The sequence below is a fragment of the Candidatus Amarolinea aalborgensis genome (genome assembly GCF_900491745.1).
GTDB classification, from domain to species: Bacteria; Chloroflexota; Anaerolineae; order SSC4; family Amarolineaceae; genus Amarolinea; species Amarolinea aalborgensis.
The window spans coordinates 33,220-46,855 of sequence record NZ_UETR01000014.1; the positions used below are offsets into that span (position 1 = coordinate 33,220).

Below are 13,636 nucleotides of genomic sequence, written 5' to 3' on the forward strand. Positions count from 1 at the left end.
CGACTTTCACGTGTACTTGACTGCACGGAGTATACCATTGCTATGCCGAACCGTGAAAACGCGATGCTCATTCTCCAGCGCGGTAACCAGACCGGGCGCAGCTATCCGCTTGACCAACCGGAGCTGGTGATTGGCCGCAGCCCTGACTGTGACATCTTCCTGGATGATCGCCAGGTATCGCGGCGTCACGCGCGCGTCTTTCGCGAGGGTGATCGGTTCATGGTAGAGGATTTGGGCAGCAAGAACAGCACGCATCTTAACGGCCGCGACCTGGAAGGCGTCACCCCGTTGCAGGATGGCGATGAAATCCAGATTGCCCTGCGCTTCAAGCTGGCCTTTGTGGATGCGGAACAGACCGCGCCCCTCGTGTTCGACCAACCGCCCCTTGCACCGGTGCTGCACCTGGAACCGGATACGCGTCAGGTGTTGGTGGGCGAACGCTCGCTCAATCCCCCGCTGTCCCTGCCCCAATATCGGCTTTTGGAGCTGCTGCTGCAAGCGGCCGGCGGCGTCGTCAGCCGCGAGGAAGTGATTCATTATGTCTGGCCGGAAGATGCCGAAGAGGGCATCTCGGAACAAGCCATTGACGCGCTGGTGCGCCGCTTGCGCGAGCGCCTGGCTGAACTCGATCCAGGACACGCCTACGTGCTCACGGTGCGCGGACATGGCTTCCGCTTCCAAAACCGGGAAGCAGCCAGCGACCAACTGCGTCCGGCTAACGTCAAGCCATGACCACAGCGCCGCTCAGTCTCTACCTCCACATCCCCTTTTGCGCGCGCAAGTGCCCCTATTGCGATTTCAACACCTACGCCGGGCTGCAGGCGCTCTTCGAGCCGTTGAGCCTGGCCCTGGCCCGCGAGATCATGGCCGCCGGCGCCGCGCGTGCGCGCCCGCCCGTGCACACGATCTTCCTGGGCGGCGGTACGCCGACGGTGCTCAGCGCAGCGCAGCTGGCGCGCCTGCTCGACGCCTGCGCGCAGGCATTTTCGATTCTGCCGGGCGCTGAGATCACCAGCGAGGCCAATCCTGGCACGGTGGATCGGCCGCGCTTTGCCGACCTGGTCAGCCTGGGGGTCAATCGCCTGAGCATGGGTGTGCAGAGCTTCGACGCCGACGAGCTGGCTTTCCTGGGCCGCATCCATAGCGCAGACGATGCGGAAATCGCCTTCTCTAGCGCGCGCGCGGCCGGCTTCCGCAACATCAGCCTGGATTTCATCTTTGGCCTGCCGCAGCAGCAGCCGGCCACCTGGGAACGAACCTTGCAGCGCGCGCTGGCGTTGGCGCCAGAGCATCTATCCCTCTACAGCCTGATCGTGGAGGATGAGACGCCCCTGGCGGACTGGGTCCGCAGCGGACGGGTGCCCGCGCCCGATGAAGACCTGGCGGCCGACCTGTACGAGATGGCGCAGGCGCGCCTGGCGGCTGCGGGCTATCAGCAGTATGAGATTTCCAACTGGGCGCGACGCCATCCCACGGGCGACAACTTTCAGAGCCAGCACAATTTGACCTATTGGCGCAACCGCGATTACTTGGGCTTTGGGCCTGGCGCATTTTCGGGCGAGCAGGGCCGCCGCTGGTCTAACCTGCGCAGCCCGGCCGAGTACATTCGCCGCGTCAACGCCGGCCAGCCGGTGCTTGATTGGGAGGAACAAGCCACGCCCGCGCTCGCCAGGGGCGAGACCATGATGGTGGGGCTGCGTCTGCTGGACGAAGGGGTCAACCGCGCAGCATTTCGGACTCGTTTTGGCCTGGATGTCGCCGAGGCATATCCTGACATCGTGGCGGAGTTGAGGGCGCGGGGGTTGATCGAAGTCACACCAGACTGTGTGCGGCTGACCCCGGCCGCCGTCTTGATTGGCAACCAGGTCTTTGCCCGTTTCTTGCCAGGTTGACCCGGGCAAAAGGTCTGGTGCAGCGAGAAAGAGAACTCACACAAAGACACCAAGAAAAACGAGAAAACATCTTGGTGTTTTGGCGTCTTTGTGTGAGCCATTTGGTTTAGGAGACGACATGGATAATCAAATGTTGAAAGAGCGCCTGGCCGGCGCGTTTGTGGCCCTCATCACCCCCTTCACCGCCGCGGACGACGTGGATCATGTCGCCTTGGGCCGTAACGCGGCGTGGATGTTGGCCCGCGGCCTCGACGGCATCCTCCTGCTTGGCTCCACCGGCGAGCAGGTCCACCTGAGTGAGTTCGAGCGCGCGTTGGTGCTCGATGTGGGGCGGCAGCACATAGCGGCCGACCGGATCATGATCGCGGGGACTGGCCTCTCTGGCACGCGGCAAACTATCGAAGAGACGAAGCAGGCTGGCCGCGCTGGGGCCGATGTCGCCCTGGTGGTGACGCCCAGCTACTACCAGAAGGCCATGAACGCGGCCAACCTGGTCAATCACTACCGCGCGGTGGCCGACGCCAGCCCCATCCCGATCATGCTCTACAGCGTGCCGCCCATCATCAACGTGACCCTGCCCGCGGAGGCGGTGGCCGCCCTGGTTGAGCACCCAAATATCATTGGCATGAAGAACAGCGGCGGCGATCCGCAGGTAGCCGGCCTCTACCGGGAGGCCGCGGCCGACCACGACTTCATCATCCTCGGCGGTTCGGCGCACGCCGCGCCCGGCTTTTTGTTGACCGGTCTGGTGGATGGTGTGATTCTGGCGGCGGCGAATGTGCTGCCCGAAGCCGCGGCCACTCTGGTGCAAGCGGCCCGCGCCGGCGACATCGCCGCCGTGCGTCGCGCCGGCGAGCTGCTGCGCCGCGTCAGCGAAACCGTCGGCCGTCACGGCATCGCCGGCTGGAAGGCCGGCCTGGCCGCACGCGGTCAAGTGGGCGGGCCCGCGCGTTTGCCGCTGCGCAATCTCAACGACAGCGAGCGCCAGCAGGTTGCGACCTGGACAAACGAGTTGGTCGGGGCGCTGTAGCGATGTAGGTCACATCTCCGGTGTGACGACTCCCGTCGTGCCACAACATCGTCCGGCCAGGAGGCCGGACCTACGCAGTTCCGCGTGGGTCATATCTCCAGTGTGACGACGCACGTCACGCCGGAGGCGTGACCTACCAGAAGAGGTCTTATGACTCAGATCAAGCAAGAACGTTCTCCCCGCGTCAATCCGCTGAGCGGCATGAGCCAGTTCCGCCGTTTGTTTGCGTTTGTGCAACCTTACCGTGCGCGCCTGGCGGTGATGTTGGTGGCCGTGGTTCTTGGCAGCATTCTGTCCCTGGCCGGACCGTATGCCCTACAATTCCTGATTGACGCGGTCTTCAGTCGCAACGATGCCGCGCTGCTCAATCGCATCACCCTGATCCTGATCGGCATCTTCGCCCTGCAGAGCGTCGTCTACTTCGTGCGCGGCTACCTGCTCGCCACGATCGGCGAACGGGTTCTGGCCGACATGCGCGTGACGCTGTTTGAGCATCTGCAGCGCCTGTCGCTCAGCTTCTTCAACGAACGTCGCACCGGTGAACTGGTCAGCCGTTTGACCAACGACGTCACCACGGTGCGCAGCGTCGTGACGGCAGACATCTCCACGGCGCTGTCACAGGCGCTGACCTTTGTGGGCGCGTTCATTCTGATTATCGTGACGAATTGGCGTCTGACGCTCTTCATGCTGGCCCTTATTCCGTTCGTGATGATCGTCGCCATCCTCTTCGGCCGGCGCCTGCGCAAGCTCTCCATGGCCGTGCAAGATCAACTGGCCGACGCGACCACGGTGTTGGAAGAGGCCATCGGCGGCGTGCGCGTGGTGCAATCGTTCACGCGCGAAGCCTACGAAGTCGGGCGCTTTCGGCACAGCATCCAGCAAACGCTGGTCCTGGCCTTCAAGCGCATCCGCCTGAGTTCGTTGTTCGGCCCCCTGGCGTCGTTCATGGGTTTTGCGGCGGTCGTCTCGGTTTTTTGGTTTGGCGGGCACGAGGTGCTGGCCGGCCGCTTAACCGCCGGGCAACTCCTGATGTTCCTCATCCTGACGCTGACCATTGCCGGCTCCATCGGCCAGTTCAGCGGCCTGTGGACCAGCCTGCAAGAGGCGCTGGGCGCCAGCAAGCGCCTGTTTGAGATCCTGGACGCGGAGCCGGAAATTGCCGACGCGCCGGGCGCGGCGCCGCTGCCCTCGGTCGTAGGGCGCATCACGTTCGACGGGGTCTCCTTTGCCTACAAGGATAATCCCAGCACGGCCATTCTCAACGATATCCAGCTGGATGTGCGCCCCGGCGAGGTGTTGGCGTTGGTTGGCCCGAGCGGCGCGGGCAAGACCACGCTGGTCAACCTGATTCCGCGCTTCTATGATCCCACGGACGGCCGCCTGTGCGTGGATGGGCAGGACATCCGCGGCGTGCAGGTCAAGAGCCTGCGCGATCAGATCGCCATTGTGCCGCAGGAGACGCTGCTGTTTGGCGGCGCTGTGCGTGAAAACATCCTCTACGGCCGCCTGGAAGCAAGCGAGGCCGAGATGATCGAAGCCGCCCGCGCCGCGAACGCGCACGACTTCATCACGCAGCTGCCCAACGGCTATGACACCGTGGTCGGCGAACGGGGCGTCAAGTTGAGCGGCGGACAGCGCCAGCGCATCGCCATTGCGCGTGCGATTCTCAAAGACCCGCGCATCCTCCTGCTGGATGAGGCGACCTCATCGCTGGACAGCGAGAGCGAGGGGCTGGTGCAGGAGGCGTTGGAACACTTGATGCGCGGCCGTACGAGCGTCGTCATTGCGCACCGACTCTCGACGATTCAGAACGCGGATCGGATTGCCGTCCTGGAAGAGGGACGCCTGGTGGAGCTTGGCACGCACGACGAATTGATGAAGCTGGATGGCTTGTACGCGCGCCTCTACCGCATGCAGTTCAAGCTCGACGAGTCGCCGGTTGCAGCGCTGCCCGCGGATGGTCATGAGGAGCCGGTCGTCGCGCCGCGGCGGCGCTCGTTCAATTTCCTCTCCGGCCTGGCCTGAAAATAGCCCGATGGCTCACACAAAGACACCAAGACACGAAGTTGCTCTTGACTCCTGGGCGGCTTTGTGTCTTTGTGTGAGATTTTCTTGCTCACAGAGCCTATTTCGATCCGCTTGCGCTCATGTCGGCCGCCGCGGCCACCGCGCCGCTGATGACGAGTTGGCGGGCGGCCTCGATCAGCGGATACATCACCATGTCGGCGGCGACGAAGGGCACGTGTTGGCGCAACAAGGCATAAACGGGCGCAGTGCCGCGGCCCAGGGCCGTGGTTGGCCCCAGCACGCGGCGGCGAAAGTCAATGCCTTGGGCCGCGGCCAACAATTCCATCGCCAGGATAGACTCCAGATTGCGCACGATGCGCCGCGCCTGGCGCCCGCCAATCGGCCCGTTGCTGACGTGATCTTCGACATTGGCCGAGGTCGGAATCGTGTCCGCGCTGGCCGGATGCACCAGGGCTTTGTTCTCGCTGCACAGGGCGGCCGCCGTGTACTGCACCAGCATGAAGCCGCTGTTCAGACCGCCGTCGAGGGTCAAGAAGGGGGGCAGCACATGCCCGTTGCTGTCCGCATCCAGCAGGCGGCTCAGGCGGCGCTCCGACATGTTGCCTAGTTCGGTTAGCGCCAGGCCCAGGTAATCAAACGCGATCGCCAGCGGCTCGCCGTGGAAATTGCCCCCAGAGATGACATCCACCGCGCCCGTCGCCTCATCCACGAAGATCAGCGGGTTATCCGTGGCGCTGTTCAACTCAATCTCCACCACCCAGCGCGCGTACTTGATGGCATCTTCGCACGCGCCATGCACCTGCGGAATGCAGCGCAGGGTGTAGGCATCCTGCGGATCAATCGGCGTGTGCCGGTGCGGCGGCACGAAATCCGCAGATGGAGCCGTAGTCGCGGCGGGTGCAGACGCGGGATGGTGATCGCGCGTGAACTCGGAACCGGCCAGCAGGCCGCGCAAGCGCGCAGCGCATTCCATCTGGCGGGGATGCGGCCGCGCGGCGTGAATACGCGCATCGAAGGCGCGAACCGTGCCATGCAGGGCTTCCAATGACAGGCAGCCAGCCATATCGGCCACGCGCGCCGCATTCTCAGCCTCGGCTACGGCCAGGCAGCCGAGCGCGGCCATCAGGCTGGTGCCATTGGTCAAGGCCAGGCCCTCCTTGGCTTGCAAGATCACCGGCGCCAGGCCTACCTGGGCCAGCGCGGCGGCGCCGGGCATGATGCGGCCCTGCACCTCCGCGTCGCCCAGGCCAATCAGCACCAGGCCAACGTGCGCCAGCGGCGCCAGGTCGCCGGACGCGCCGAGTGAGCCTTGGCGCGGCACCACCGGATGCACGCCGCGCTCCAACATGCGCAGCAGCAGGCCGATGACCTCCGAGCGGATGCCAGAATATCCCAGGGCCAACGTGTTGGCGCGGATGAGCATCATCGCGCGCACCACATCGGTCGCAAACGGCGCGCCCACGCCGACGGCGTGGCTCATCAGGATGTTGCGCTGCAGTTGGGTTGTCTGTTCCGGCGAAATCAAAATGCTTTTGAACGCGCCAAAGCCGGTGGTGATGCCGTAGACGATTTGCGCCTGCGCCACAATCGTCTCCACCGCGGCGTGCGCGCGTTGAATACGCTCCTGCGCCGCATCGCTCAGGCGCAGACGCAGCATTCCTGGCGCCGCGCGCGCCGCCTGCACCACGTGCGCAATCGTAAGCGATTGTCCGTCGAGCACTAGTTCGAACATGCCAGCAGTCATGGCAGGTGAGAGCCTCCTTAATGCCAGATTCAGCGCGCCTTTGACCACAAGGAACGCAAAGAACACAGAGAACATGAAGAATCTGTGCTTTTTGTGCTCTTTGCGATCTCTGTGGTCAAAAAAAACCGTTGAGAGTTACTTCATTTTACCACACCTGACCCCATGTGAACCGAACGGCCTGTTTTCAACTTGCAACTCAGGCAGCAAGTTGCCATGCGCCGCGTTTTCAGGTATCATGACGCCGCCCCCTACCTATCCCAACAACCCAGCAAGAGGGAAGTGTCTGCATGAAAATCCTAGTTGTTGGCACCGGCTTTGTTGGCCTTACCCATGCGGCCGTGTGTTCTGAATTTGGACATCTGGTTTATGCCTATGACATTGACCAGACACGCATCGCGGCCTATCAGAGCGGCGACCGACAGCGCATCGAGCGTTACGTCAACGAGCCAGAGCTGGCCGATGTAGTCACCGAGAATCTGAATCACCATCTGTTCTTTGTCTCAGAGGTCGAACCGATCCTCGAAGGCACCCAGGTCATCTTCTTGTGTCTGCCCACGCCGCCGCTGCGCAGCGGCGCCACCGACTTGAGCTACTATCTGAAAGCGGTCCATCAATTGGGCGAGCTGCTGGCCAACCGCCAGGATCAGCGCCGGGTGGTGCTGGTGAACAAGAGCACGGTGCCCGTGGGCACGGCGCGCAAGCTGCAGAAGGTGCTGCAGGAGCATCACGTGCCCAACTTCGGCGTTGCTTCCAATCCAGAGTTTCTACCCGAAGGCAATGCGGTCGAGCGCTCGCGCAAGCCCGATCGCGTGGTTGTCGGCGCAGATACCAGCGAAGATTTCACCATGCTGCGCCATGTCTACCCGCAGTTCGTCAACCATGTGCGCATTCGCTACATCGAAACTACCCCGGAGACAGCCGAGGCCATCAAGTATGTCGCCAATACGCTGCTCCTGACCTACGTCTCCTTCTGGAACGGGGTTGGCGCGCGGCTGGCGGAAACGTTCGACAACATTGACATGGCGCAGCTCAAGCTCGGCGTGACCGCGGACGAGCGCATCAGCAAATGGGGATCGTATGTCAGCAACGGCGCGGGCGGCAGTTGTTTTGGGAAGGACATCCAGTCGCTGACCTACCAGTTGAGCCGTCGCGGCCGGTCCACGGATCTGCTGCGGGCCGTCTACCAGATCAACGAATATCAAAAGAGCTACCTGGTTGATCGCGCCGTGCATGAAGCGCACTTCAGCTTCAACCACAAGACCGTGGCCTTGCTGGGGCTGGCATTCAAGAAGCACACCAATGACATTCGTGACTCCTCTGCACTCAAAGTAGTGGATGGCCTGCTGGCATTGGGCGTCAAGGCCATTCGCGCTTATGACCCGCTTGCCACCGAAGAAGCGCAGCACCACTTCGACCCGCGGCGCAACCACTTGTTCGAAAAGATCAGCTATCACAGCAGCGCGCACGTAGCCATGGAAGGCAGCGACGCCCTCTTCATCTCTACCGACTGGGAGGAGTTTCGCGGCATTTCTAACGACATCGAACATACGTGCCGCCCGCCCTACCTGATCATTGACGGCCGGCGCATGATTTCTGATTTTGCTGAATTGGTCGCCCGCGGTTATACCTACCTGGCGGTTGGCTCGCCGGTGCTGCGGCCCAATGCCCCTGCCTCCTTGCCCGAGGCTGAGAACGAAGACGGGGATGAAGAGTAGGGGACTGGCAATGCGGACACACATCCTGGCTGGATGAACAGAGAGGAAGATATATGCCAGGCAAATACTTCGACGATTTGACCGTGGGCACGCGCATCCAGCACAGCCTGGGGCGCACAGTGACAGAAATGGACAACGTGCTTTTCAGCGCCCTGACGATGAATCCCCAGCCGCTGCACCTGAATGAGGATTTTGCCAGCCGCACGTCGTTTGGGCAGCGGATTGTCAACGGCATCTTCACGATGGGCCTGGTGGTTGGCCTGACCGTGTCTGAATTGACCGAGGGCACCATTGTGGCGAACTTATCGTATGAGCGGGTGACACATCCGCGCCCCGTCTTTCATGGCGACACCATCTACGTGGAGACGGAAGTGTTGGAGATGCGCGATTCTGCCTCTAAGCCCGATCGCGGCCTGGTGCGGTTGCGTCATGTGGGCAAGAACCAAACCGGCGCCGTGGTGATTGAATTGGAACGGACGGTGCTTTTCCTGAAACGACCGGCCTGAAAAGGTCGCAGGCGGCCGAAGTTGCGGCAATGATGATCAACCCTGCGCAGGCTGACGCCGGGCGCAGGAGCCTAAGCAAATGACATGAAAGGTGAGGGAATATGAAAGTTGGAGTTCTAGGCGCCGGGCATATCGGCGGTACGCTGGGCAAGCGGTGGGCGCAGGCTGGTCATACGGTTCAGTTCGGCGTACGTGACGTGACAAAGCCCGAGGCGCAGGCGTTAGTCAGCGGATTGGGCGCGCAGGCATCGGTTGCGACGCTGGCGGAGGCCATTGCCTTCGGCGAGGTGGTGGTCTTCGCCATTCCTGGCGGCGCGATGGAGGCGACCATTCGCGCCCATGCCGCGGCCTTGAACGGCAAAATTGTGATTGATTCCGCCAACCGCATGGGCGCGCCGGCCATGAACAGCGCGGCCATCTTCGCATCCCAGGCGCCTGGCGCCACGGTGTTTCGAGCCTTCAACACCATGGGTTGGGAGAACTTTGTCAACCCTCGCTTTGGCGATCAACAGGCTGATCTATTCTACTGCGGCGCAGGGGGCGACGCGCAGGCGGCCGTTGAGCAGTTGATCGCAGACGCGGGGCTGCGCCCCATTCGCGTCGGCGACATCGCGCAGGCGTCGTTGGTGGACATGGTGACCGGCCTGTGGTTTGCCCTGGCCAACGGTCAGCGCATGGGGCGCCACCTGGCCTTCAAGGTGCTCACCGACTAAGGCAGGAGGCCGCATGACCCGCGTCCGACGTTCCCTCTTGTTCATGCCCGGCGACAGTCTGCGCAAAATCGAAAAAGCGACGCACTTGCCAACCGATAGCATCATCATGGACTTGGAAGATGGCGTGGCGTTCAGCCGCAAGGCGGAGGCGCGGGCCGCCGTGGTGGAAGCCATGCGCACGCTGGACTTTGGCGGCCGCGAGCGCCTCGTGCGCATCAACCCGATCGGCTCTGGGCTAGAGACGGCTGACCTGGAGGCAGTGGTGGCCGGCCAGCCTGACGGCCTGGTGATACCCAAAGTCGAGTCCGCGGCGCAGGTGCAGTGGATCAGCCAGGCCCTGGCGTCAGCCGAACAGGCGCATGCGTGGGCGGCGGGCGCGGTGCGTCTGCTTGTTATCGTCGAGACCGCGATGGGCGTTATGAACGTGCGTGAGATTGCGGCCGCGGATGACCGCGTCGATGGGCTGATGTTCGGGGCTGAAGACCTGGCCGGCGACATCGGCGCGACGCGCACGACGGAAGGCTGGGAAGTCTTCTATGCTCGCAGCGCCGTGGTGACGGCTGCTGCCGCCTATCGCCGGCAGGCCATTGACACTGTCTTCGTGGATTTGGCGGACGTGGAGGGCTTGCGCCGGGAATGTGAGCGCGCTATGCAGATGGGGTACACCGGCAAGATGGCGATTCACCCGCGCCAGGTCGAAGTGATCAACGCCGCGTTCACGCCGACGGCCGAGGCTGTCGCCCAGGCCCAACGCCTGATCGAGGCTTATGTCCAGCAGCAGGCCGCGGGCGCCGGCGCGTTTGCCTATGAAGGCAAAATGGTGGACATGCCGCTGATCCGCGCCGCAGAGCACGTCCTGGCGCGCGCGGCCGCGCAGCGGAGCCTTACCAGTTGACTTCTGGCGCACAAAGCAAGGATTTGCCTGCCACGAATTACACGAATTGTCCGAAGGCAGAAGGATCAATTCGTGTAATTCGTGTAATTCGTGGCCGAGATCGTCGTGTTCGGTATCGGCTTGTCCGGGTTAGGGAATCCGCAGCTTTTGTCCCGGGCGAATGAGGCGCGGGTTCTTGATCTGATCCTTGTTGGCCTCGAACAGCTCCGGCCAGCGGTTGCCGTTGCCGTAGAAATGCGCGGCGATCTTGAAGAGACTATCGCCGGCCACCACCACGTAGATGCGCTCGCTGCCGCCCAGGACGCCGCGGGTCCCGGGCTGCTGGGGTTCAGCGCCCAGCGCTTCGCGGGCTTGGGCAGCCGCGGCAGCCTTGGCCTTTTCGGCCTCAGTTTGCGCTCCAGCGGCTCGGGCTGCAGCTTCTGCTTCTAGCGCGGCCTTGGCCGCGGCGGCTGCGGCCTGCGCCTTCGCGGCCGCTTCAGCTTCGGCCTCACGCCGGCGAGCTTCCATGTCAGCGGCTGTCTGTGCCGCGGCGGCGCGCTCAGCCGCAGCCTTGTCGGCGGCCGCCTTTTCAGCAGCCGCACGCTCAGCAAATGCTTTCTCAACCGCAGCCTTGGCCGCAGCCGCGCGCTCCGCCGCGGCTTTATCGGCGGCCGCGCGCTCGGCGGCGGCCTTTTCGGCGGCGACCCTTGCGGCCGCGGCGCGCTCAGCCTCGTCGGCCGCGGCCTTGACGTCTTGCAGGGCCTTTTCTGCCACAGCCATCGCCTCGTCATCGAGCTTGGACTGCTGCACCATGCCCCACAACTGCGTCAGCATCAAGGGGCCAGCCAGAACGCCGCCCAAGCCGCCGCCATGCTGCCCAAAAACCCCAATGCCCGCGCTGACATCGGTGCCATCGCCCTTGGGCGCCAATTCCACATTGAGCGCGGTCTTGGTGCCCATCACCACCTTGAAGGTGTCGGCCTTGCTGATGCTGATATGCCAGCCTTTGTCGCTGCTCTGGGTCTGGACCTCAAAGCCCTTGGCCTGAAAATGATTGGCGACGGCCTGCGCAACAGGCGCCAAATCCGCCACATGGACGGGAACCGTTTTTTGTGATTGGAAAACTCCCATACTCTCTTTTTCTCCTGGTCTTTGACCAATTTTACTGTGCAACTCAGAGGCACAAGCCCTGACGCATGACCGCGGGCGAAGATTGGATGAGGTCGGCGTACGCGATGGTTTGAGGAAGAAGCTGACCTGCGGGGCATCCGGTGCGCCTCCGCAATCCTGAGCGCGCAAGGTATGATACGCCCGTAATCCACATTTGTCAAAGGCAAGACGACATCAATCGCTCAACGGTAGGCAGCCCCGCGTGTCTCGAGCTGCTGGACGACGGCCACGGCGCGTGCGATCCCATCTTCAGCTTGGATTTTTGCCCCCAGATTGGCTGCGCGCTGACGCATCGTTTGATCTGTCACAGCCCTCTGAATGGCTTGCGCAAGTCGTTCAACTGTCAGTTTTTTCCGTGGAATAGGTTCTGGCCCAACCCCTAAGTCTGCGACGCGCTGCCCCCAAAAGGGCTGATCAGCAAAGAAGGGAATCACCACGGAAGGAATCCCGGCCCTGAGACCGTAGGCTGTCGTTCCCGCGCCTCCGTGATGGACGACGGCCGCGACGCGTGGGAAAAGCCAGGAAAAGGGGACCGAGTCCAGCATCAAAACGGAGTCCGGCAAATCGGCCTTGTGTAAACCGCTCCAGCCAGAGAGGATGATAGCCCGCTGTTGCGTTCGCGCCAGCGCCTGCAAAACGAGATCCGCAGTCTCTTCTGGTTTTCGACTGCTCATGCTCCCAAACCCGACATAGACCGGCGGGGAACCAGCCTGCAGAAACGCCGTCAGGGCTGGGGGCGGGGTCCAATCGGCGGCCGGATCCAAAAACCAGTAACCGGTGACATGTGTATCCGGGTCCCAATCAGAAGCCGGGGGGATGACAAATTGGCTGAATCCATAGAGAATTGGGTTCTGGCGCAGGCGGTCGGTCTTGTACGGTCCCCAAAACGGCGCCGCGGGCAAACCAAGCACTTTCTCTCGCGCCAGCCTATCGGCCGACCGAAACCCTTGCCACATGATCTGTCGGGCAAGATGATAAGACACGCGATTCAGCGCGCCTCCGAGCCACGATGGGAGCCTGGGAAACAGAAAACTGGGATAGGCTTGTGTGGGCGTGAAGGGGATGTAATAGGCCTGCAGAAACGGAAGACGCAGCTTCTCGGCCAGGGAAAGGCCAACGAACAGGCCGCCTATGCCTGCAAGCACCAGATCCATGCCTTGACACGCTGCGAGACCGCCCTCTGCCAAAGCAAGCGCGCCGCGTTGGGCTTCTTTTGCCATCAGCGACATGATGGCAAGAAAGTTCCCTTTTTCCAGCAGCTCACGCATTTCAGTGCTTTGCGCAATATCCTGCACATTGCCTTCGATGGGCCAAAACTCCAAGCCATGCGCATTGACCAGCGTGTCGAAGTTTTGATGGGTCACCAAGCGCACCCCATGGCCGGCCTTTTGCAAACCCTTGCCCAAAGCCACATACGGTTCAACATCCCCGCGACTTCCTGGCGCCATTATGGCAATGCGCATAAACAACACCTCGCGTTGGTATGAGGGGCGTCACAAGCGGTCATGAGGGATATGCCTTTAGGCCCGCACGCATGGCGCCCTCGATGGCGCCATCCACTTCTTCCGCGCCGGGGAAGAACCACTCCTCCGGATCGTAACGCCCGCTGCTGTACTTGTAGATGGCGAAATCCCAGTGGTTCATGTCGCCCGCATAAGTCAGCCGGCAAATCGGCTCAAACTGGTCGCCATGTTGGCGCCCCAGGTACAGGTGAACGCCGCGGTAATTGGTCACGTAATGCGCCCCGGGTTGGCCCCGCAGTCGCTCGACGTTGAAGCGGGCCACGATGGCGTCGGCCTGCAGTTTGATCTCAGGTGTGAGTTTCGGTTTTGGCATGATTGTCTACTCCTGTTGGTATGGGCGTTTTTCGTTTGCATCGGTATTGCCTGTGGAACAGGCACATGATATAATCAGAACAGATAAGTCACTCCACTGCTAGTGAAAGCCGGCTCCAAGCCGTGCGT

General features: G+C 62.5%; 12 protein-coding genes. 8 read left to right on the plus strand and 4 right to left on the minus strand.

Translation table 11 applies throughout. The features are described 5' to 3' along the window. The first annotated feature begins 42 nt into the window (after window positions 1-42). From ACPQ6D_RS16260 to ACPQ6D_RS16275, 4 genes are all read left to right on the plus strand, one after another. A complete protein-coding gene (locus ACPQ6D_RS16260; RefSeq protein ID WP_423225400.1) occupies window positions 43-732 on the plus strand; it encodes an FHA domain-containing protein in 690 nt (229 codons plus the stop codon). Next, window positions 729-1,892, plus strand: a complete 1,164-nt coding sequence (gene hemW / locus ACPQ6D_RS16265; protein WP_423225401.1) for a radical SAM family heme chaperone HemW — start codon at window positions 729-731, stop codon at window positions 1,890-1,892. Before ACPQ6D_RS16260 ends, hemW begins: the two co-directional genes overlap by 4 nt. 118 nt (window positions 1,893-2,010) lie before the next feature. Next, window positions 2,011-2,922: a dihydrodipicolinate synthase family protein gene (locus ACPQ6D_RS16270; RefSeq protein WP_423225402.1), complete on the plus strand. Its 912-nt coding sequence runs from the start codon at window positions 2,011-2,013 to the stop codon at window positions 2,920-2,922. Window positions 2,923-3,072: 150 nt separating this feature from the next. Then, window positions 3,073-4,947, plus strand: coding sequence for an ABC transporter ATP-binding protein (locus ACPQ6D_RS16275; protein WP_423225403.1), 1,875 nt, complete (start codon window positions 3,073-3,075; stop codon window positions 4,945-4,947). Between the two features lie 100 nt (window positions 4,948-5,047). Here ACPQ6D_RS16275 and hutH read toward each other — a convergent pair whose 3' ends face one another. Next, on the minus strand, window positions 5,048-6,694 hold the full coding sequence (gene hutH, locus ACPQ6D_RS16280; protein ID WP_423225404.1) for a histidine ammonia-lyase: 1,647 nt from the start codon (window positions 6,692-6,694) through the stop codon (window positions 5,048-5,050). Window positions 6,695-6,981: 287 nt separating this feature from the next. Between hutH and ACPQ6D_RS16285 the strand changes: the two genes are divergently transcribed. The 4 genes from ACPQ6D_RS16285 (at window position 6,982) to ACPQ6D_RS16300 (ending at window position 10,523) form a co-directional block, all read left to right on the plus strand. Further along, window positions 6,982-8,409, plus strand: a complete 1,428-nt coding sequence (locus ACPQ6D_RS16285) for a UDP-glucose dehydrogenase family protein (RefSeq protein WP_423225405.1) — start codon at window positions 6,982-6,984, stop codon at window positions 8,407-8,409. 53 nt (window positions 8,410-8,462) lie between these two features. After that, window positions 8,463-8,915, plus strand: coding sequence for a MaoC family dehydratase (locus ACPQ6D_RS16290; RefSeq protein WP_423225406.1), 453 nt, complete (start codon window positions 8,463-8,465; stop codon window positions 8,913-8,915). Between the two features lie 101 nt (window positions 8,916-9,016). Next, window positions 9,017-9,628 carry an NADPH-dependent F420 reductase gene (locus tag ACPQ6D_RS16295; RefSeq protein WP_423225407.1) on the plus strand — a complete coding sequence of 204 codons (612 nt, stop codon included), beginning with the start codon at window positions 9,017-9,019 and terminating at the stop codon, window positions 9,626-9,628. 13 nt (window positions 9,629-9,641) lie between these two features. Then, window positions 9,642-10,523: an HpcH/HpaI aldolase/citrate lyase family protein gene (locus ACPQ6D_RS16300; protein ID WP_423225408.1), complete on the plus strand. Its 882-nt coding sequence runs from the start codon at window positions 9,642-9,644 to the stop codon at window positions 10,521-10,523. A gap of 129 nt (window positions 10,524-10,652) precedes the next feature. On the opposite strand, the gene ACPQ6D_RS16305 is transcribed toward ACPQ6D_RS16300, so the two are convergent. The 3 genes from ACPQ6D_RS16305 to ACPQ6D_RS16315 all read right to left on the minus strand — a co-directional run bounded on the left by ACPQ6D_RS16305 (window position 10,653) and on the right by ACPQ6D_RS16315 (window position 13,508). Continuing rightward, window positions 10,653-11,633 carry a LysM peptidoglycan-binding domain-containing protein gene (locus tag ACPQ6D_RS16305; RefSeq protein ID WP_423225409.1) on the minus strand — a complete coding sequence of 327 codons (981 nt, stop codon included), beginning with the start codon at window positions 11,631-11,633 and terminating at the stop codon, window positions 10,653-10,655. Between the two features lie 221 nt (window positions 11,634-11,854). After that, a complete protein-coding gene (locus tag ACPQ6D_RS16310; protein ID WP_423225410.1) occupies window positions 11,855-13,135 on the minus strand; it encodes a glycosyltransferase in 1,281 nt (426 codons plus the stop codon). Window positions 13,136-13,175: 40 nt separating this feature from the next. Next, window positions 13,176-13,508, minus strand: a complete 333-nt coding sequence (locus ACPQ6D_RS16315; RefSeq protein ID WP_423225411.1) for a hypothetical protein — start codon at window positions 13,506-13,508, stop codon at window positions 13,176-13,178. Window positions 13,509-13,636: the final 128 nt, after the last annotated feature.